15 protein-coding genes, 1 pseudogene and 1 riboswitch are annotated in these 20985 nt (G+C 43.8%); of the genes and pseudogenes, 13 read left to right on the top strand and 3 right to left on the bottom strand.

The genetic code is table 11. From position 1 onward, the window contains the following. The first annotated feature begins 105 nt into the window (after positions 1-105). The 5 genes and pseudogenes from cysK (at position 106) to AZH43_RS07205 (ending at position 5005) form a co-directional block, all read left to right on the top strand. The gene (gene cysK / locus AZH43_RS07225) at positions 106-1104 is read left to right on the top strand and encodes a cysteine synthase A (RefSeq protein ID WP_067668201.1); all 999 of its coding nucleotides are present in this window, start codon (positions 106-108) and stop codon (positions 1102-1104) included. Between the two features lie 516 nt (positions 1105-1620). Beyond that, positions 1621-1791 (top strand): annotated as a pseudogene (locus AZH43_RS19140) (cation transporter); the annotation flags it as partial. A 27-nt stretch (positions 1792-1818) separates the two neighbouring features. Then, positions 1819-4299, top strand: coding sequence for a heavy metal translocating P-type ATPase (locus AZH43_RS07215; RefSeq protein WP_406564613.1), 2481 nt, complete (start codon positions 1819-1821; stop codon positions 4297-4299). Between the two features lies 1 nt (position 4300). After that, complete coding sequence (cueR, locus tag AZH43_RS07210; RefSeq protein WP_067668195.1) at positions 4301-4714, top strand: Cu(I)-responsive transcriptional regulator; 414 nt, start codon at positions 4301-4303, stop codon at positions 4712-4714. 96 nt (positions 4715-4810) lie between these two features. Next, positions 4811-5005: a heavy-metal-associated domain-containing protein gene (locus AZH43_RS07205; RefSeq protein ID WP_067668193.1), complete on the top strand. Its 195-nt coding sequence runs from the start codon at positions 4811-4813 to the stop codon at positions 5003-5005. A gap of 63 nt (positions 5006-5068) precedes the next feature. Here AZH43_RS07205 and AZH43_RS07200 read toward each other — a convergent pair whose 3' ends face one another. Then, positions 5069-5677: a TetR/AcrR family transcriptional regulator gene (locus tag AZH43_RS07200; RefSeq protein WP_067668191.1), complete on the bottom strand. Its 609-nt coding sequence runs from the start codon at positions 5675-5677 to the stop codon at positions 5069-5071. A gap of 596 nt (positions 5678-6273) precedes the next feature. Between AZH43_RS07200 and AZH43_RS07195 the strand changes: the two genes are divergently transcribed. The 4 genes from AZH43_RS07195 to AZH43_RS07180 all read left to right on the top strand — a co-directional run bounded on the left by AZH43_RS07195 (position 6274) and on the right by AZH43_RS07180 (position 11476). Further along, entirely contained in the window at positions 6274-8052 is a 1779-nt protein-coding gene (locus tag AZH43_RS07195) for an acyl-CoA dehydrogenase C-terminal domain-containing protein (protein ID WP_067668189.1), read from the top strand. 97 nt (positions 8053-8149) lie between these two features. Further along, on the top strand, positions 8150-9319 hold the full coding sequence (locus tag AZH43_RS07190; protein ID WP_067668187.1) for a thiolase family protein: 1170 nt from the start codon (positions 8150-8152) through the stop codon (positions 9317-9319). Between the two features lie 99 nt (positions 9320-9418). Further along, the gene (locus AZH43_RS07185) at positions 9419-10924 is read left to right on the top strand and encodes a succinate CoA transferase (RefSeq protein ID WP_171254441.1); all 1506 of its coding nucleotides are present in this window, start codon (positions 9419-9421) and stop codon (positions 10922-10924) included. A gap of 213 nt (positions 10925-11137) precedes the next feature. Next, positions 11138-11476: a hypothetical protein gene (locus AZH43_RS07180; RefSeq protein WP_067668182.1), complete on the top strand. Its 339-nt coding sequence runs from the start codon at positions 11138-11140 to the stop codon at positions 11474-11476. Between the two features lie 46 nt (positions 11477-11522). Here the strand turns inward: AZH43_RS07180 and AZH43_RS07175 are convergent, their stop codons facing one another. Further along, complete coding sequence (locus AZH43_RS07175) at positions 11523-12236, bottom strand: HAD family hydrolase (RefSeq protein WP_067668180.1); 714 nt, start codon at positions 12234-12236, stop codon at positions 11523-11525. A 325-nt stretch (positions 12237-12561) separates the two neighbouring features. On the opposite strand from AZH43_RS07175, the gene AZH43_RS07170 reads away from it, so the two are divergent. The 4 genes from AZH43_RS07170 (at position 12562) to uca (ending at position 18845) form a co-directional block, all read left to right on the top strand. Beyond that, a complete protein-coding gene (locus AZH43_RS07170; protein ID WP_067668178.1) occupies positions 12562-13455 on the top strand; it encodes a LysR substrate-binding domain-containing protein in 894 nt (297 codons plus the stop codon). 221 nt (positions 13456-13676) lie between these two features. After that, positions 13677-13784, top strand: a riboswitch (guanidine-I (ykkC/yxkD leader). 30 nt (positions 13785-13814) lie between these two features. Continuing rightward, a complete protein-coding gene (locus AZH43_RS07165) occupies positions 13815-14561 on the top strand; it encodes an urea amidolyase associated protein UAAP1 (protein WP_067668176.1) in 747 nt (248 codons plus the stop codon). Between the two features lie 15 nt (positions 14562-14576). After that, entirely contained in the window at positions 14577-15230 is a 654-nt protein-coding gene (locus tag AZH43_RS07160; protein ID WP_067668173.1) for an urea amidolyase associated protein UAAP2, read from the top strand. 3 nt (positions 15231-15233) lie between these two features. Further along, on the top strand, positions 15234-18845 hold the full coding sequence (gene uca / locus AZH43_RS07155; protein WP_067668171.1) for an urea carboxylase: 3612 nt from the start codon (positions 15234-15236) through the stop codon (positions 18843-18845). Between the two features lie 113 nt (positions 18846-18958). Here the strand turns inward: uca and AZH43_RS07150 are convergent, their stop codons facing one another. Further along, on the bottom strand, positions 18959-20926 hold the full coding sequence (locus AZH43_RS07150) for an esterase/lipase family protein (RefSeq protein ID WP_067668169.1): 1968 nt from the start codon (positions 20924-20926) through the stop codon (positions 18959-18961). Between the last annotated feature and the right edge of the window lie 59 nt (positions 20927-20985).

The following is a 20985-nucleotide window of genomic DNA, read 5'->3' as shown; positions in this document are numbered from 1 at the left end:
GGGGCGGCACTGCAATTTCAAATACTAAATTTTACACCCTAATAATGAAATAAATGTATGATGTTCAATGTACTTTTTGATGTAAAAAATATCAAGGAAAGACTCATGACAACAGATTCAGCTTTTCCAGCACCTGCAAATTTAGGCATTGCCGTATACAGCAACAATGCAGAGGCCATTGGCAACACGCCGCTTGTTCGTATTAACCGTTCAATTGAAGGCGGGGCGACAGTATTGGCTAAAATCGAAAGCCGCAATCCTGCTTTTTCTGTAAAGTGCCGTATTGGCGCTGCTTTGGTTGCTGATGCAGAAGAAAAGGGATTATTAAAGCCCGGCATGCATATTGTTGAACCAACCAGCGGCAATACAGGAATTGCATTGGCATTTGTAGCCGCTGCCAAAGGTTATGATATTACTTTAACAATGCCGTCCAGCATGAGCATAGAGCGCCGTAAAGTTTTAAAATCTTTTGGCGCGAACTTGGTGTTGACCGAGCCGGCAAAAGGAATGAAAGGCGCTGTAGATGAAGCCGTGCGTTTGGCATCAGAGCATCCTGAAACATATTATTTGCCGCAGCAGTTTGAAAATCCAGCCAATCCTAAAATTCATGAATTAACCACTGGCCCTGAAATTTGGGAGGCCACGGGCGGTAAAGTTGATATTTTAGTTGCTGGTGTCGGCACTGGCGGTACTATCTCCGGTATTTCAAGCTACTTTGAAAAAGTAAAAAATCAGCCAATTTATTCTGTCGCTGTAGAACCGGCCGAATCTCCAATTATCGGTCAGGCGAAACGCGGTGAAACACTGACGCCTGGTCCGCATAAAATTCAGGGCATTGGCGCAAACTTTATTCCAAAAAATTTAGATTTGGATTTAGTTGATGAAGTGATTGCCATCGAAAGCGCCGAAGCAATTCAGTGGGCGCGTAAAACAGCGACCCATGAAGGCATTTTAGTCGGTATTTCCAGCGGCGCAGCTATGGCGGCAGCGGCTCAATTGGCGGCGCGTCCAGAAAACTCTGGCAAAACTATTGTGGTTATTCTGCCTGATGGCGGGGAGCGTTATTTATCTTCTGTATTGTTTGAAGATATTTCAGCAGATTAAATAAATTGAGGCGGACTGTTTCAATTTTTAAAAATCGGATGCCGCTATAGCTGCATCCGATTTTTTATATTCAAGTTCAATCTTTTTTATATTTAACGAAAGACGGATTTTCTGCCTGTTTAAACTTTTTTGCCAAATATTTAAAAAGTACACCTAGACCAGTGCATGCAGCTAAAGCGGGAATAAGCACATAACGCACCCAAATCTCTATGTTGTCTAAGGCCCAGCATAAGGAAATGAAAATTAAAAGAATAAAAAGGCCTGTATTTAAAAAGAAGTTTGAAAGCTTGAGCATTGGAGATCTAAAACAGATGAAAAACGGCAGTTGATATCTAATATTTATACACCATTTTATAATGATAATATCAATGAAAAGATTTAACTGCCTAACAGTTAATCATTAAAACTGATCATCAAATCTGAGGCGGATTGAATTTAGAAAATTCCGCTTGACCTTACCAATGTGGGAATGTTTAAGCTGTAAAATAACGTGTAATTCACGAGGAGCAAAGAAGCATGTCGGGCTCATCAGTCACAAAACCTACAGTAAAAAATCAGCTCAGTTTTAATGTTGAAGGCATGACCTGTGCCTCTTGCGTTGCCAGAGTTGAAAAAGCATTAAAAAAAATTGAAACCATTGACGATGCGTCAGTAAATTTGGCGACAGAAAAAGCGACCGTGAGCAGTTCACAGGCTATTGATGTGCAGGCCGTTATTCAGGCTGTAAAAAAAACAGGCTATGACGTTCCTGTGAAAACAATAGACTTGCAAATTGAAGGCATGACCTGCGCTTCTTGTGTGGCAAGGGTTGAAAAAGCCTTAAAGAAAACGCCAGGGGTGATTGATGTTGCGGTAAATTTAGCTACAGAAAAGGCAACGGTAAAAGCCCTTGATTCAACTGATATTTCAGCATTAAGAACGGCCATTGAAAAAGCTGGATTTTCAGCAGCAGCCAAAAGTTTTGAGCTGGATATTGACGGCATGACCTGCGCTTCTTGTGTTGCTCGGGTTGAAAAGGCATTGAAGCAAGTTCAGGGCGTTCAGTCCGCTACTGTGAATCTGGCTGCAGAAAAAGCATTTGTACAGGGCGGTGAGTTGGCGGAACTTATTGCGGCTGTTAAAAAAGCCGGCTACATCGCGCAATTGTCGCATTCGTCAAATCAAACGCATGAAGAGAAAAAACAGCAGGAGCAAGCGGTTTTAAAACGTGACTTAATCATTGCGTTAGTTCTTGCGGTTCCTGTATTTGTTTTGGAAATGGGCGGGCATATGATTCCGGCCTTCCATCATTTTATTCATAGCAGCATTGGCATGCAGAACAGCTGGTATATCCAGTTTGCACTGACAACGCTGATTTTACTGTTGCCGGGCCGGCGCTTTTATCAGCATGGTGTTCCTGCTTTACTGCGTGCCGCACCAGATATGAACTCCTTGGTTGCAGTCGGAACATTCTCTGCTTATGTTTTTTCTTGCGTCGCAACATTTATGCCGCAGGTGCTGCCCGAAGGCACTGTGCATGTATATTATGAAGCCGCAGCAGTCATTATTGCTTTAATTTTATTGGGCCGCTATTTGGAAGCTAAGGCTAAAGGCCGGACTTCGCAAGCGATTCAATACTTGGTAGGCATGCAGCCTAAAACGGCTCGTGTAGAACAGAATGGGCAATATGTCGAGTTAAGCATAGATCAGGTTCAGTCCGGCATGCATTTGGAAATTCGTCCCGGCGAACGTGTTCCTGTGGATGGTGAAGTTATTTCAGGCAGCAGCTATATTGACGAATCGATGATCAGCGGCGAACCCGTTCCTGTTGAAAAATCGGCAGGACACGCTGTAGTCGGCGGTACAGTGAACCAAAATGGCAGTTTGACTGTACGAGCAACAGCGGTTGGACAGGATTCGGTACTGTCGCAGATTATTCAGCTGGTTGAACAGGCGCAAGGCGCTAAACTGCCAATTCAAACCTTGGTCGATAAGGTGACGTTATGGTTTGTACCTATCGTAATGCTGCTGGCTGCACTGACGTTTACTGTCTGGTATTTTGTTGGGCCGGAACCAAGTCTGACATATGCCTTAGTGAATGCCGTGGCTGTGCTGATTATTGCCTGCCCATGCGCTATGGGGTTGGCAACGCCGACATCAATTATGGTCGGTACAGGGCGCGGTGCTGAGCTGGGCGTGCTGTTCCGTAAAGGTGAAGCACTGCAGCTGCTGAAAGAGACTCAAGTTGTTGCGGTCGACAAAACCGGTACATTGACCGAAGGCAAACCTAAACTGACGGATTTTCAAGTCACTGAGCAGTTTCATGAACAGGACGTTTTAAGCCTTATTGCGTCCGTAGAAGCAAAATCTGAGCATCCTATAGCCTATGCGATTGTGCAAGCGGCTCAGGAATTGGGTTTGGAATTTCTCGAAGTTGAAGAGTTTGACTCCATTACAGGAGCAGGCATTCAAGCCAAAGTGAACGGCCAGCAGGTGCATATTGGCGCAGCGCGCTTAATGCATGAGTTGGGCTTAAATACCGACGCATTCACAGCAGCGGCTGCCGCTTTAGGCGAACAAGGCAAGACACCGCTGTATATTTCTATAGATCAGCAGCTGGCCGCTATTATTGCTGTAGCTGACCCGATTAAAGAAACCACATTCAGCGCGATTCAAGCCCTGCATGATCAAGGCTTAAAAGTTGCAATGATTACAGGCGATAATCGACATACGGCGCAAGCCATTGCAAAACAGCTGCATATTGATGAAGTCATTGCCGAAGTATTGCCGGATGAAAAAGTTGCATCGGTGAAAAAGCTCCAGCAGCAATATGGCTGTACAGCTTTTGTTGGGGACGGCATCAATGATGCGCCAGCTTTGGCTCAAGCGGATGTCGGCCTTGCCATTGGCACCGGAACGGATATTGCTATAGAAGCTGCGGATGTTGTTTTAATGTCCGGTAATTTACAGGCTGTACCTACAGCAATTGGGCTGAGTACCGCCACGATGAATAATATCCGTCAAAACCTCTTTTGGGCGTTTGTTTATAACGCGGCGTTAATTCCTGTCGCGGCTGGCGCATTGTATCCAATGTTCGGCATATTGCTGTCCCCGATATTTGCGGCAGCAGCGATGGCGTTATCATCGGTATTTGTAATCAGCAACGCACTGCGTTTAAAACGCTACCAGCCGACTTGGATGAAACAGGAGAGCTAAGATGAATATTGGGCAAGCGGCAAAGCAATCCGGCATTTCCGCCAAGATGATCCGCTATTATGAAGACATTGGCTTGCTGCCTGCATCTAAGCGGACTGACGCAGGCTACCGAATGTACAGCGAATCAGATATTAAAATGCTGAAATTCATTCATCACTCTCGTGAATTAGGATTTTCTACAGAGCAAATGAAAGAGCTGCTGGGCTTATGGAAAAATCAGGATCGGCAAAGCGCAGAAGTCAAACAGCTTGCGCAAAAGCATATTAATGCATTGAATCAAAAAATTGCCGATTTGCAGACCATGGTCAGTTCTTTGCAGCACTCAGTAGACTGCTGCGCTGGAAATCAGCAGGCCGATTGTGAAATTTTAAATCAGATAGAATTAGGGCCGTCTAAAAACCCTCATTCAAGTTGAAATTTTCAACAGATAGGGTGCAGCTATCCGTGCTTGACCTTGATATCATGGGAAGCTTTATAGTGCACGCATATCCAGATAATAGGACGAAACAGTATGAAATTACGTATTGATGCAATGACTTGCGGCGGCTGTGCACGGAGTGTGACAGCAACAATTAAAGATGTGGATCCGAATGCAAAAGTTGAAATTGATGTCGCGTCTAAAGTGGTTGAAGTTGAGTCTGTTCAGGATCAGCAAAAGATTTTAGAGGCTTTATCGGAAGATGGATTTCCAGCAGTTCAGCTTTAAACGCATCTGAACCTCTGAATCATAAAAGCCTAGACAACCCTAGGCTTTTATTTTATTGAAACATTAGTTGTGTGTTGAAATTTTATCTGGCGTCATCAGTGCCTGATTGACATAAAGCTTAATCAGCCGTTCCCGCGAACCGATAGATTTTTGATAGTGCGTTGAATTCAGCAGCAGGGAAGCGCCATAGGTTACTGTCCAAATATAAGACAGATAATCGCGTATGGACATAATGCTGTTTGATGCTTTGAGATAATCTGAAAATAAGTCTTTAATGGCTAAAATCCGCTGTTCACGAATGTCGTAAAGCTCTTCAAATAAATCTTTCAGTTTGCGCTCATTGTTGGTTAAGCGTTCTTCAATGACATGCAGCAAAATGGTGCGGTTAGAGTTGAGCATGTTGTACAGCATGTATTGCGAAACATAGGTTTTAATATCGTGATTAAATTTTTTAGAAATGTCCAATAAGCGCTTTTCATTCAAAATAATCAGTTCTAAATACAGCTGGTTTTTGCTTTTAAAATGTTTGTAAATCGTCCCTTTCGCAATGTCCAGCTCACTGGCCAATTCACTTAACGTAATATCCTGATTATTATCAAGCAACAACGTTTCTGCCATCGCTAAAATTTTCTCTTTGCGGATTAGAAAATTCTGTTGGCGTACTGTAGTCATCTTTATTGTTCCAAATACATCAATGGAGAACGTAATTTTAGATTACGGTTTTTCTATCTCATCTAAAATAACACTATGGTCGAGCAAAGTACTCAATTTTGATTTAAAAATAAACATTCGAAATTTATTGGAATTTTACTGTTTTTCATAAGTCGAAGCTTAAAGTCAAGAAAAGTGAACCCTAGAGGTCATTTCCAGCAAATAAAATTCCTTTTTTAAATTTTTTATTCTATTGTCAATGAGTACAAAAACAGCGGTCATGTTCGGAAATTCATTGTTGTGATTTAGATGGACAGGCCACTTGGTCAGGGTTTCAGGTTTTATATGTACGGTTCTATGCAAAATCAATTTATAAGCTTAATCCGCTTTATCCAATTTTTATCTGCCCGATCGCAGCTCTAATAAACCCGCCGCTGCACAGGTCATTTTGTGCTATTTCAATGTTTTTTAGTGATAAATTATGCCGAACATTGAACGAAAATTTTACATATTTTACTCAGTTGAAATCGCCTTGCAGGTTTCACTTAGGATACTTTTATCTTAAAAAATGATGGCTTCATTTAACAGTCAGCATTCAATGTATAAGGGAAGCAACTATGCCAATTTATAACGCGCCGCTCAAAGACATGGACTTCATTTTAAATGATGTTTTCAAGGCAGACGAATTCTGGCAGGCCAATGAAAATCTTGCACATGTTGATATGGCGACTGCCAATGCAATTTTAGAAGAAATGGCCAAGTTTTCTAAAAATGTCATTTTGGATTTAAACCGCAGTTCGGATGAAAGCGGCGGTGCAGAATTTAATCATGGTGAAGTTAAAACGCCAGCAGGCTTTAAAGAAGCATTCAAGCAATTTGCTGAAGGCGGGTGGGTGGGATTAGGCGCTTCTGAAGAGTTTGGCGGCCAAGGCATGCCAAAAATGCTGACTGTGCTGGCAGATGAAATGATCTGGAGTACCAATCCGTCATTTATGCTGTACCCCTTACTGACCGTTGGTGCAGGCATGGCCATCAATGACCGCGCATCGCAAGAGCAAAAAGAAACATACCTGCCAAAATTTTATACAGGGGAATGGTCGGGCACCATGTGCCTGACAGAACCGCATTCAGGAACTGATTTAAGCCTTATTAAAACCAAAGCCGAACCGAATGCAGACGGCTCGTTCAGCATTAGCGGCACTAAAATCTTCATTACCAGCGGTGAACATGACCTAAGTGAAAACATTATTCACTTGGTTCTGGCAAAAACGCCGAATGCGCCTGCGGGTTCACGCGGCATTTCACTGTTTATTGTGCCGAAATTCCATGTCAATGCGGATGGTTCAATTGGTGAACGCAATGCCGTCGCAGCTGGTTCAATTGAACATAAGATGGGTATTAAAGGTTCTGCAACCTGCGTGATGAACTTTGATGGCGCGAAAGGCTTTATCGTAGGCAAAGAAAATGAAGGCCTAGCCGCCATGTTTGTCATGATGAACTATGAACGCCTGTCGATGGGTATTCAAGGTATTGGCGCAGCAGAATTTGCCTATCAAAATGCAGCGCAATACGCTACAGACCGCTTGCAGGGGCGCTCAGCCACAGGTGTTCAATCACCTGAAAAACCGGCAGATTCAATTTTAGTGCATGGAGACGTGCGCCGCATGCTGCTGAATATCCGCGCCAATAACGAAGCATCGCGCGCTTTTGCAGTCTATGTGGGCCAGCAGCTGGACATTACCAAATTCTCTACAGATGAAGAGGCCGTACGCAAGGCCAATGACCGTGTAGCGCTGTTAACACCGATTGCGAAAGCTTATTTGACAGATAAAGCGCTGGATTCTGCTTTGGAAGCGCAAATGTGCTTTGGCGGCCATGGCTATATCCGTGAATGGGGCATGGAACAATGCATCCGTGACTTGCGTATTTCTCAGATTTACGAAGGCACCAACGGAGTTCAGGCCATTGATTTGATTGGCCGTAAAACCACGAAATGCAGCGGCGCATTTATTGCTGAATATATTGCTGAAATCCGTGAATTTGCAGCCTCAATGTCCGATTCTAAAGTAAAAGCCGCTGCGGTTCAGGTGTGCAGCGACGTTGAAGGCTTAACTCAATTTATTGTTGAACAGTCTAAAACAGCGCCTGATTTCAGCAATGCCGTGGCAGTAGATTACTTACATGCGGTAGGCTTGCTCAGTTTTGTGTATATGTTTGCACGCATCAGCCAAGCGGCGGCAGCGAAACCAGAGCCGTTCTACCAAAACAAACTGGTGCTGGCAGATTATTACGTTGCCAAAGTGCTGCCGGATTTAGCTGCGCGCGCGCAGCGCATTAAAGCCGGCGCTGAATTGATTATGCAGCTTCCAGCTGAATATTTCACCGCTCAGTCTTAAGTCTAAGGCATAAGCTTTTTCAAAATGATGGAAAAGTCCCAAGAAGCGCTTATGCTTCTTGGGGCATACAAAATGTATAAATAGGATGTAATAAAAAATGATTGTAATTGTAGATGGTGTTCGTACAGCAATGGGCGGTTTTCAGGGTTCACTTTCATCGTGTACTGCCCCCGATTTAGGCGCTGCGGTGATTAAAGCCACTGTTGAGCGCGCTGGATTAGTGCCTGCAGATATTGATGAAGTGATTTTTGGCTGCGTATTGCCCGCAGGTTTAAAACAAGGCCCAGCGCGTCAGGCCATGCGTCAGGCAGGTTTGCCGGATTCAGCTGGCGCGACAACGATTAATAAAATTTGCGGCTCTGGCATGAAAGCCGTCATGCAGGCAGCCGATGCAATTAAAGCCGGTTCTGCAGAAATTGTGGTGGCAGGCGGCATGGAGTCGATGTCAAATGCACCGTATTTACTGGAAAAAGCCCGTGCCGGCTACCGCATGGGGCATGGTAAAACCACAGACCATATGTTCCAAGAAGGTTTGGAAGATGCAGAAACTGGCCTGTCTATGGGCATTCTTGCACAAGATATGGCCGATAAAAAAGGCTATACCCGTGAGCAGCAGGACGCTTTTGCCATCAACTCATTGAACAAAGCGGTAGCAGCCATTCAAAGCGGTTTCTTTAAAGACGAAATTACACCTGTCACGGTTAAAACACGCAAAGGCGATATTGTTGTCGATACTGACGAACAGCCTTTAAGCGCAAAACCGGAAAAAATTCCAACATTGCGTCCTGCATTCAAAAAAGACGGCACCATTACAGCCGCCAATGCCAGCTCAATTTCTGATGGCGCTTCTGCTTTGGTGATTACATCAGCAGAAATTGCCAATAAGCGCGGTCTGAAGCCGCTGGCAAAAGTCGCAGCTTATGCGACAAATTCACAGCATCCTTCAGAATTCACTATTGCTCCGGTAGGTGCAATTGAAAAAGTGCTGAAAAAAGCCGGCTGGGATGCAAAAGACGTCGATCTTTGGGAAGTGAATGAAGCCTTTGCTATGGTGACGATGCTGGCAATTGATGGCTTTAACTTGGACGAAGCTAAAGTCAATGTAAACGGCGGCGCGTGTTCATTGGGCCATCCTTTGGGCTCATCGGGTTCACGCATTATTGTGACGCTGATTCATGCATTAAAGCGCACAGGCGGTAAAAAAGGCATTGCTGCGCTGTGCATCGGCGGCGGTGAAGCGACAGCAATTGCAGTTGAATTAGTCTAATTCAAACTCAATTTTAATTTTTAGATAAGCAATAACTAGCTTCATTTCAGCACGCTGGGATGGAGGAAATATATTGATGTTTATTTTGAGATTTTTATTATGAACGGTTTAGAACGTATTCGCTTAGTCTCCCTACGCGATAAAGTCATGTCGCCATTAGAAGCGATTCAATTAATTAAAGACGGTTCTGTCGTTGGTTTAAGCGGTTTTGGCGGTGCAGGTGAAGCAAAAACAGTACCGCTAGTATTGGCTGATTATGCAGAAAAGCATCCTTTAAAAATTACACTGGCCACTGGCGCAAGTCTGGGCAACAGCATTGATGGGCGTTTGAATCAGGCGCATGCGATTGAGCGCCGGTTTCCATATCAGGCCGATCCCGGCTTGCGTAAGTCAATCAACGCTGGTGAAGTCATGTACATTGACCAGCACTTGTCTGAAATGGCAGATAACCTCCGTCATCATAATTTACCGCGCATCACTGTTGCTGTGGTTGCCGCTACGGCAATTACCGAAGATGGGCAAATCATTCCGACAGGTTCATGCGGCAATTCAGCGAATTTTATTGAAATGGCTGATCATGTGATTGTGGAAATTGACAATACGATTAACCCGGTTTTAGAAGGCGTTCACGATATTTATGTACCTAAGCCGCGTCCAAACCGTGATCCGATTCCGCTGACGCAGGCTGGTGACCGCATTGGCACTATTGGCATTAATGTCAGTCCAGAAAAAATTTCTGCTATTGTCCTGAATGATGTGCCGGATACATCTTTTAAAATGGATGAGCCTGATGCAGAAACTTTAGCGATCGCGCAGCATTTGATTACTTTTTTTGAAGGTGAAGTGGCAGCAGGGCGTTTACCTGAAAATTTAGGTCCGCTGCAATCAGGTGTCGGTTCTATTGCCAATGCTGTATTTTCAGGCTTTGAACATTCAAATTTTCATGATTTGGAAATGTATTCAGAAGTGCTTCAGGACTGTACTTTCCAGCTGATTGATTCTGGAAAAATGAAATTTGCATCTGGCTGTTCAATGACGTTGTCTGAGCCTTGCGCGGCTCATGTGATGAAAAACTTTGATCAATACAAAGATAAAATCATGCTGCGTCCGCAGGAACTGTCAAACAATCCCGAAATTATTCGCCGATTAGGCATTATTGCCATCAATACTGCGCTTGAATTTGATATTTATGGCAACGTAAATTCCACCCATGTTGCGGGCACTAAAATGATGAACGGCATCGGCGGTTCCGGCGATTTTACCCGTCATGCGCATATTGCGATTTTTGTAACCAAATCAATTGCAAAGGGTGGCGCTATTTCATCGGTTGTGCCTATGGTCAGCCATACAGACCATACCGATCATGACGTGGATATTTTGGTCACAGAACAGGGATTAGCGGATTTACGCGGACTTGCGCCGCGTGAACGGGCGCGCAAGGTTATTGAAATTTGCGCGCACCCAGATTACCGTGCTGCGCTTTTAAACTATTTTGAACGCGCTTGTGAGCATGGCGGTCAGACGCCGCATATTTTAGCGGAAGCGCTGTCTTGGCATGCCGAATTTGAAGAAAATGGCACAATGCGGAACACAGCTGCAGGTTAACTGTACTGTGGGTTAAATGGTACAAAGCCGCTGGAAACCCATCATCAGATGGGTTTTTTAGTTGCACGTCATTAAAGATGTACATAGCTTTCAAAAAACAGACAAAAGAAAAACATTGCTGATTCAGCCGAAACGCTTGGACAACAAGAAGCCGCTTAATCCAAAAACAATTATTTTTATAATGCCTGCTTCGCAACACGCAAGGTCAAAATTTTGAAATATATTCAATATTTGTCAGGAATCACACTTTTACTGCTTTTAACTGCCTGTACTAAAGCGCCGGATTACCAAGGAACTTGGAAAAACACCTTAGAAGATCCAAAGCTTGAAAACGCGCTGGTGATTACCCCAAATGGTGAGACATATTTCATCAGCAATACTTTAAAAGATAAAGCCAGCGGTAAAACTGAAAAGAAAAATCCAGTTCCGGCCTCTGTAAATGAAAGCGGATTGCTGCAGGTCAATACAGGCACTGGCGCAATTAATTTTGCCATAGATGAAAAAACCGGAAATCTGGTCGGCTCTGGTTCAATCTACAAAAAAGTTCAATAAGGATTGAAGAAAAAGATGTTTTGAATTGAATTCAAGGCATCTTTTTTTAGGTGATAAAATTCAATAAAGTTTTAAAATCCTGTACAAAATAATCTGCTTTAGCTTTAATTTCTGTCATTTCATGTTCTGAATACTGATCATAAATTGCAGCAACCTGAATCCCTGCCTGATTTGCTGCTTCTATGCCAATAATTGAATCTTCAATAATTAAACACTCTTCGGGCTGAAGATTAAAAAATTCTAAAGCTTTTAAATACACTTCGGGATGCGGTTTGATATTTTGTACATTTTCACGAGTTAAAATTAAATTAAAGTCCTTGGCAAAATTCAATTTACTGTTAATGAGGCTGTTGTTTTGCTGATAGCGCTGAATATTGCTGAAACTGGTTGTGGTGGTAATGGCGGTTTGAATGCCGGACTGCTGCAGCTTCTGCACAAACATTTCAGCCTGAGGCTTAAGCTGAATAACATGGTCTAAAAAGTAGTGCGAAATACTGTAGCGGTGTTTCTTAATGTCATCTTGGCTTAAGCTTTCAATTCCATAACTATCTTTTAGATAGCCACAGTATTCTAGATAGGGATCAGCGCAATGTTTAAATTTTTTAAGCTGCAGATCCCGCTGCTGCTGGATCAGCGCTAAATCAGCCTGCTGACCAGACAAATCTTCTATCAGCTTGGCATCGACTTGATTCCAAATCCCTACAGAATCAATCAGTGTTCCATCTAAATCAAAGCAGACCAATTTTTTATTGTGCAGCATAAATCAATATCCGGTAGTAGGTGGATGAATTATGCGGCGAGGGGCCTCTAAAATAAAGGCTATAGCCAGAAGACGGCAGAATAATTCAAATAAAACCGTGACATAAAAAGCATATAGAGTGAAAGAACGCACGAACAGCAGACGGCAAAAATATTTTAACAGGCTGCAACAACTGTTTAAAAAGCGGCAGAATGGATAAAACTAGAATAACCGCTCTAGAAACTTTAAGCCTTTAGCAGTAATATTTAAGCCTTGGAACCGTTTATTTATTGGCATTTAATGGATTATTTGCCGTTAATGATTGAAAAATAGGAAATTATCCTTCGTGTTTGAGCTGGACTGTAAGTTACTCAGTATCTTTTTTTACGTTTATAAATTTAAAAGCGTCTCGCTGGCGGCTGAACATTTAGACATGAGCCAGCCAACGGTCAGCAATATTTTAAATAAAATTCGTCAGCACTATAATGACCCGCTTTTTTTACGGATCGGCAATGAAATGGTGCCGACAGAATTGTCGAAACAGCTGTTTCCCTTAGTCAGCGAAGCGTTAAGCAAAGTCGAGATTATCAATAATTTCACCATTGATTTTGATCAGGCTGTCTCGCATCAGCAGTTTACATTGGCAATGACGGATGTTTCACACTTGGTACTGCTGCCTAAAATTTCGCAATATTTGAAAAAAAATGCGCCGCATGTACGGCTGAATGTGCGTCCGATTACCTCAGAAACCAGCTATCAAATGGCGAATGGCGAAATCGACTTAGCTTTGGGCTTTTTACCGCATTTAGAAAATGGTTTTTATCAGCAAAAATTATTTGAACAATATTATGTGGTTATTGCGGCCAAAGATCATCCGCGCCTGACAGGTGACAGCATAACGGCTGAACAGTACTTAACTGAATCGCATATCGATATTGATGCAGGAATGGGGCATTACCATATTGAAAATGAGCTACTGAATCTTGAACTGAAACGCAATATTTTAATGCGCCTGCCCAGTTATTTAGGGGTCGGCCTTGTTGTGCAAGATACAGATGCAATTGCTACCGTACCGTATTATTTAAGTGAAGTGCTGCTTTCCCGTGGCAATCTAAAAATTTTTGATGCGCCAATTGCATTCCCCAGCTATGGGGTGAAGCAGTATTGGCATATGTCATGCCATCATAAAACCAGCCATCAGTGGCTTCGGCATATGTTTCATGACATTTTAGTAAAGTAAGCCTTATTTCTCATTCATCAGCTGAAACTTTGCCAGCGGCATTGCCTTCATTAAGTTTAAAAATTAAATCCCCGCCATTGCGGGGATTTTTAATTTTGGTGCATTTTTAAGGCACTTTCTGAAAACTGCACTGAATTTGTACAGAAAAATCATATTTAAGTATTACCAATACGTAAAAACGTAATACTAAATTGGCACGTCATTTGCATTTACCTCAATAACATAAAGTGATCTAGGGTTCCGACAGTCTGATTTTAGCAGCAGCTGTGCCTGAGACCGAGAGTTCACGGTTCGCAAGAACTGCACGGAGGGATAAAAGCCCGGGAGGTTAAATATAGCAACCTTAAGAGGTAGAGCGCATGGGCGAACTTGAACAAACATACCACGACAACCAAACTCTTTGGACTGAAACGCTGCCGGGCGGGCATCATTGGTCTGGACGCATCCGCAAAGGCGCAATTTTACAGCTTAAGGCACTCAGCCAAAATGCCAATGTTTCCCTGTTCTGTGTAAATGCAGAAGATAAATTAGAACGCTACAACATGCCTGACAGTTTAAAAGGCCAGCATACAGCCTATCTTACTGCAGGCAATGTGCTGTATTCAGACTTAGGCCGTGTTATGGCATCCATTGTTAAAGATGACCATGCATGGAATGATACTTTTTGCGGTGCAAGCCGGCCTGAACAAATCGAAAAAAAATATGGTGTCTGCGCCTTTCAAGATGCGCGCAATGACATGCAGCAAAGCGGTTTAGATGGATTGCTGGTAGAAATGGCTAAATTTTCTTTAAGCCAGACTGACTTAAGCGCAACAGTAAACCTATTTTCAAAAGTGACGCCAAATGATGCAGGCGCTTTGTCTTATGCCGCTTCTGACAACACAGATCAAATCATTGAACTGCGTTTTGAAATGGACTGCTTAGTCTTTCTGTCTGCTGCGCCGCATGGCTTGGACAATAGCGCATCTTATCAGCCTTCAAATATTCAATTGTCTTTATTCAAAGCCAATGCGCTCAGCGGCAATGACATCTGCCGTGATTCTTGTCCGCAAAATCAGCGCGCATTTCAAAATAATGCCCGTTATTACGCACTTTCATCATTTTAAGGCAGGAGAAGCATCATGACTGTATTGCAAACATTTACGAAATCAGTTTTAAGCGAAGTATGCCCTGCAGGTGAAGCATGGATGTGCGAAGTAAAAAAGGGCCAGTATTTCCGCATCATTGATCTTGAAGGCAATCAAGCAGTAGATACATTGTTTATCTCTGCCTGCAATCCAGAAGAGCGTTACAGCGCAACCGACACATTAGCGATCAATCAGCAAATTTACCTTGAAAAAGGCACCGTGCTGTACAGCAATTTCGGGCAGCCTATCGCCGTCATCAATGATGATAACTGCGGCCGACACGACACTTTGGGCGGTGCCTGTTCATGTGAAAGCAATACGGTGCGCTATGCACATGATAAATATCCGATGCACAGCTGCCGCAACAACTTTATGTATGCTTTGGCAAAACACCCGGTTGCGCAAAAGCACGCCTTAAATGTCCGCCATATTGGTCCCAATATTAATTTTTTCATGAATGTGCCGGTAACTGCCGAAGGCGCATTGAAATTTGATGACGGTATTTCGGCGCCAGGTAAATTTGTCGAAATTAAAGCAGAGATGGATCTGATTGTTCTGATTTCAAATTGCCCGCAGTTGAACAATCCGTGCAGCGGCTATAACCCGACACCGATTCAGCTGGTGGTGCATGAAGGCGGGGAGGCATAAGCAATGACAGCATTAACTAAAGTTTTAATTGCCAACCGCGGTGCAATTGCCTGCCGAGTAATTCGTACGCTTAAAAAATTAGGCATTCAGTCTGTTGCCGTATATTCCGAAGCAGATCGAGATTCCTTGCATGTTACCTTGGCCGATGAAGCCGTTTATATTGGCGCAGCGCCGGCCAGCCAAAGTTATTTGAATGTCGAAAAAATCTTAGACGTAGCCAAACAAACTGGGGCGCAAGCCATTCATCCCGGTTACGGCTTCTTGTCTGAAAATGCAGAGTTTTGTGATCTGTGTGAAGCGCAAGGTATTGCCTTTATTGGGCCGAACTCGAATCAAATGCGCGAATTTGGTTTAAAGCATACTGCGCGTGAATTGGCAATCCAAGCCAATGTTCCGCTCTTGCCGGGAAGCGGCCTGCTGGCTGATGAAGCCGAAGCGCTGACTGAAGCTGCGCGGATTGGCTATCCAGTGATGCTGAAAAGCACTGCCGGCGGCGGCGGCATTGGCATGCGCTTAGTGTGGAATGAAACCGAACTGAAAGATGCTTACGCAACTGTTTCATATTTGGCGCAAGCCAATTTTAAAGATGCCGGCTTGTATTTAGAGAAATTTGTGCAAAATGCACGTCATATCGAAGTGCAAATTTTCGGGGATGGGCAAGGGCAAGTATTGGCATTGGGGGAACGGGACTGTTCCGTGCAGCGCCGCAATCAAAAAGTGATTGAGGAAACACCTGCGCCGCACATTAATGATGAACAGCGCACCTATATCCAAACTGTCGCGATTCAGCTGATGCAATCAGTCAATTACCGTTCTGCTGGCACAGTTGAATTTGTTATGGATACGGACACGCAAGAATTCTATTTCTTAGAGGTCAATACCCGTCTGCAAGTGGAACACGGCGTGACCGAGCAAGTCTTTGGTGTGGACTTGGTCGAATGGATGGTGACTTTGGCGGCAGGCACTTGGAGCGCGCCAGCTCAGAAACTGGAATCTAAAGGCCACTCAATTCAAGTGCGGCTCTATGCAGAAGATCCAATCAAAAACTTTCAGCCAAGCGCTGGGCTTCTTACCCATGTCGAATTTGATGAAAACGCGCGCAATGAAACTTGGGTAGAAACAGGCTCCACGGTATCGTCATTTTATGATCCGATGATTGCAAAAATCATTGTCACTGCTGATGACCGAGAGGCTGCAATTCAAGCCATGACCAATACATTGGCGAAAACATCTGTTGCCGGTATAGAAACCAATCTTGAATATCTGCAAAACATCATAGACGGTGACGTATTTAAAGCGGGCACGCAAACGACACGGTTTCTGAATACTTTTGAATGGAAAACACAAAAGATTGAAGTACTGCAAGCCGGCATTCAAACCGCAGTGCAAGATGTCACAGGCCGTTTGGGTTATTGGGATGTTGGTGTTCCGCCATCCGGCGCTATTGACCCGTTATCTTTAAATGTCGCTAATCAGCTGCTTGGAAATGCGTCAAATACAGCTGGTTTAGAATGCACTCTGCAAGGCCCAGCCTTAAAGTTCCATTGCGACAGTCAAATTGCAATCACTGGCGGAGATATGCCTTCAACATTGGATGGCATCGCTGTACCCATGTGGCAAACAGTCAACGTGCGCAAAGGCCAAATTTTAAAATGCGGGAAAATAACCACAGGCTGCCGCAGTTATATCGGTATTAAAAACGGTCTGAATGTGCCTGAATATTTAGGTTCGCAGGCAACTTTTACCCTTGGCCAGTTTGGCGGCCATGCCGGACGAAACTTGCTGATAGGTGATATGCTGCCTATTACGGCGCATGCATCCACTGAGACGGTTGCCCTAAACCCTGATCAAATACCTGCTTTTAGCCATGAATGGGAAATAGCCGTAATGTACGGGCCGCATGGCGCGCCGGATTTTTTTACCAAAAATGATATTGATACTTTCTTTGCGAATACCTTTGAGATTCACTTTAACTCTAGCCGTACCGGTATTCGCCTGATTGGCCCTAAACCTGAATGGGCGCGTGAGGATGGCGGTGAAGCGGGGCTGCATCCGTCCAATATTCATGACAATGCCTATGCCATTGGCGCAATCGACTTTACTGGCGATATGCCTATTATTCTTGGGCCAGATGGGCCAAGCCTAGGCGGTTTTGTCTGTCCTGCGGTGGTGATCCATTCTGAGCTTTGGAAACTTGGTCAGCTGAAAGCAGGCGATAAAGTTAAATTTGTCCCTGTCAGCTATCATCAGGCCAAATTGCTGAATCAAAAATATCATGCAGGAATTCAAGCCAATAGTACTCAAGCAGTTTGTTTTAATGACGCATTCTATTCTGAAAACAGCACCTTAAAATCTGCCATTTTAGATACATTAAAAGGTCAGAATGGGACGCCAGATGTAGTGTACCGTCCTGCAGGAAACAACTATTTATTGGTGGAATATGGTGAGCTAGTTTTAGATTTAAATCTGCGTTTCCGTATTCATGCGCTGATGCAATGGGTCAAAGATCAAAACATCAGCGGTATAATTGACCTGACACCGGGCATTCGGTCGCTGCAAATTCATTTTAACTCGATTCAACTGGATCAAATTGATTTGCTGCGTTTGCTGCAAGTGGCTGAAACTGAACTGCCGGATGTCACGCAAATGCAAGTACCGTCACGTACCGTGTATTTGCCGCTGGCTTGGGAAGACTCGCAAACGCAATTGGCGACTGAGCGTTATGTACAAACTGTGCGCAGTGATGCGCCGTGGTGTCCCGACAATATCGAATTCATCCGCCGTATTAATGGATTAAAAGATAAACAGGCCGTAAAAGATGTGGTCTATAACGCCAATTATTTGGTGATGGGCTTAGGCGATGTCTATTTGGGAGCGCCGGTGGCGACACCGCTGGATCCGCGTCAGCGTTTGGTGACCACCAAATACAACCCAGCACGGACATGGACACCTGAAAATGCCGTAGGTATTGGCGGTGCATATATGTGCGTATACGGCATGGAAGGCCCTGGCGGCTATCAGTTTGTGGGCCGTACCACACAAATGTGGTCACGCTACCGCAAAAATCCTGATTTTGAACAGGGAATGCCGTGGCTGCTGCGCTTTTTTGATCAGATTAAGTTTTATGAAGTGTCTGAAGATGAACTGATGCAGATGCGTGAAGACTTTAAAGCGGGCCGTTTAAAACTGCGTATTAAAGAAGGTGTGCTGAATCTTAAAGAATACAATGATTTTTTAGATGAACATCAAAGCTCAATTGCTGAATTTAAAGCGGTGCAGCAAGCCAATTTTGATGATGAGCGCCGCCGCTGGCATGAAGCCGGTTTGGCAGAGTACGTCTCTGAAAGCTTAGATGCAGTGGATGATGGCGAAGCAGTGGCGATTCCAGATGGAGGCTGTGCAGTGGAATCACATATGCCGGGTTCAATTTGGAAAATCGAATGCGCTTCAGGCGATATTGTGGAAGAAGGTGCAACACTTGCCGTGATTGAAGCGATGAAGATCGAAATTCCAATTATTGCCCCTGAGCGGATGCGTGTAGATGCCATTACCATTGAAAAAGGGCAAACGGTAAAAACGGGGCAGGTGTTATTTACGTTGGCGCCTGTGGCTTAACAGTTTTGCCAAACCGTGCTTAAGCAATAAACCCAGAAAAAACTGCCTATAGAGGCAGTTTTTAATTTAAAGATGTTTACAGGACTGATTAACCCGCTTTAGAAAACTGATCCCTATTGATTATTAGCCGATTTATTCTGTTCCAGATGTTCCCGCAAAATCCGTCGCAATTCTAAAATCGCATCAGGGGATTCATGAATAGAATGACCTCCAGTAATCACTTTTTCTGATACAGCACCATCAAGGTGAGAACTTTGATAAGGCACAATACCATCTGACATTTGATCAATTAAATGGCTTTTAGCCTGATTTCCCATAATGGAGTGATATGGAACAGACGAGCTGGGCAAAACATTGCTGGTCAGCAGCATAAAACGTGATTTTTGACTTAAATCTGCAGGCCCTGTTTTGACTAATCCGGCTGTAGAATTATTTGAATTTGGAATCTGCACATTCACATCGTTTAAAAAACTGAGCGGAAGCACCACCATTTTTTTAGCTAAATTCGTAAACCAGCGGTCAGCATACGCCGTGCCGTGATGTGGAGCAGCAATAAAAATGGCGCGGCTGATCGGCTGAATCGGTTTAAATACAAAACGCTCGCGAATAATCGGATTCCGCTGCAGCTGCATATTTTGCTCATAATTCATTAGAGGTATGGCTTGCGCAGAAATGTCGGCATCACTCACCAGCAGCCGGCTGATAATGCCGCCCATACTGTGCCCAATCAGTACGGCGTCTTTCGCAGAAGGAGTATTCGGCTGCACCGCTGCAAAAGCTTGCTTAAGCAAGGCATTAATTTGGAATCTGCTTTCAAATATTGGCATATTGGTGGAATAAAATACCTGCCAAACTTGGTAATTATCCCGCAGTTTCTGATCACCCATAATATTATTGGTTAATGAAATCCATGTTTCTGGGCTGCTGGCAAGGCCATGAATCATGACAATCACTTTTTTATTTGGCTGATAGGGTTCCAGCATAAATATATGCGGCATACGCAGGTTATCTTCCTTGTTCAGCAGCGTCCAGTAGCCCGATTTTCCGAGTTTATTTTCAGAAAGCCACAAACCATAAGGTACAGAGTAGTTGGCTGTTAGGGTATAAGTCCGGGAATTAATGTCTGCTGTTTTGTACTGATAAGGATTGTAGAGCGTGATATTCAATGGCGCTTTCAAAGAAAGGGTTTCATCAATATTGCTGCCGGCACTTGGCGCAGCTGTTGCGCTGATGGATAAATAGCGCGCTTCATGAATATTGGGGTTAGCTTTATCTTGATAATAATGTTCAGGGTCTAAAATAAAGCGCTGGTTTATGCCTTGTACCTTTGGCTTTTTGACCAATACAAACTCTGACCCGATGCCTTCTTGCCGGTTAATTACATTCAAGCCTGAAAAATTTAAATTGTAGCTGGATTGAAGTTTTTCAATCGCAGCATGCTCAAGGGCTGGGTAGTATTGATAGTCGAAATTATATTGTGAAGCGCCGAGCATCAGGCTTTCCGGCAGCTGCTGAAAGTTAAATCGGGTATATGAAGTGGTAATGAGGCGGGAAAGCGCGACATTATAAAAGGTGCGGACTTGTCCCTGACGCAAATCAAATAAGCGTGATTCTGGCGGCTGTTCAGATTTAAACAAGTAAACATAGCTGTAGCGCAGGCTTAAATCAAAGTCAGCCAGCTGCTGATCCAGACACAGTTTCATTTTAGTTGGAGGCAGTTTGCTTAACTGCTGTGTCAAATCTTTTTTGCATTCATGATGCTGGTCTGCACCTAAGGCGCGGGCTAAATAAAGTTCACTCGCGGCTGCATAAATCTGTTCTGAATCTAAAGTTTCATTGCTGCGCAATTTGGCAATGCAGTTTTCCAGCTGGCTCAAGCAAGATGCGCCCGTTTCATTGACCATTAACAGTAAATGCTGACTGGCAGAACTGAGCTGCTGATTGGTTAAAATATTATCTGTTTTATTGTTTAAAGATGAACTAAGTCTATCCTCCTTTAATGTGACCAATTGACATCCTTGAAGCAGGCTCATGCTGAATAAACTGATCAATATGAATTGGTTGCGTGCTAACGCTAACATGATATGAACTCAAAAATCTTTGATTCATTTTACCTGATTGCGGCTGAAATAAATTGTCA

Source organism: Acinetobacter pragensis, assembly GCF_001605895.1.
Taxonomy (GTDB): Bacteria; Pseudomonadota; Gammaproteobacteria; order Pseudomonadales; family Moraxellaceae; genus Acinetobacter; species Acinetobacter pragensis.
Note: the sequence above shows the minus strand (reverse complement) of the source record. Positions and strands in the feature narration are given on the sequence as shown.

Coding starts and splice junctions, on each gene's coding strand:
- cysK (WP_067668201.1), top strand. CDS start 106: ATGACAACAGATTCAGCTTTTCCAGCACCTGCAAATTTAGGCATTGCC.
- cueR (WP_067668195.1), top strand. CDS start 4,301: ATGAATATTGGGCAAGCGGCAAAGCAATCCGGCATTTCCGCCAAGATG.
- AZH43_RS07205 (WP_067668193.1), top strand. CDS start 4,811: ATGAAATTACGTATTGATGCAATGACTTGCGGCGGCTGTGCACGGAGT.
- AZH43_RS07200 (WP_067668191.1), bottom strand. CDS start 5,677: ATGACTACAGTACGCCAACAGAATTTTCTAATCCGCAAAGAGAAAATT.
- AZH43_RS07195 (WP_067668189.1), top strand. CDS start 6,274: ATGCCAATTTATAACGCGCCGCTCAAAGACATGGACTTCATTTTAAAT.
- AZH43_RS07190 (WP_067668187.1), top strand. CDS start 8,150: ATGATTGTAATTGTAGATGGTGTTCGTACAGCAATGGGCGGTTTTCAG.
- AZH43_RS07185 (WP_171254441.1), top strand. CDS start 9,419: ATGAACGGTTTAGAACGTATTCGCTTAGTCTCCCTACGCGATAAAGTC.
- AZH43_RS07175 (WP_067668180.1), bottom strand. CDS start 12,236: ATGCTGCACAATAAAAAATTGGTCTGCTTTGATTTAGATGGAACACTG.
- AZH43_RS07165 (WP_067668176.1), top strand. CDS start 13,815: ATGGGCGAACTTGAACAAACATACCACGACAACCAAACTCTTTGGACT.
- AZH43_RS07160 (WP_067668173.1), top strand. CDS start 14,577: ATGACTGTATTGCAAACATTTACGAAATCAGTTTTAAGCGAAGTATGC.
- uca (WP_067668171.1), top strand. CDS start 15,234: ATGACAGCATTAACTAAAGTTTTAATTGCCAACCGCGGTGCAATTGCC.
- AZH43_RS07150 (WP_067668169.1), bottom strand. CDS start 20,926: ATGTTAGCGTTAGCACGCAACCAATTCATATTGATCAGTTTATTCAGC.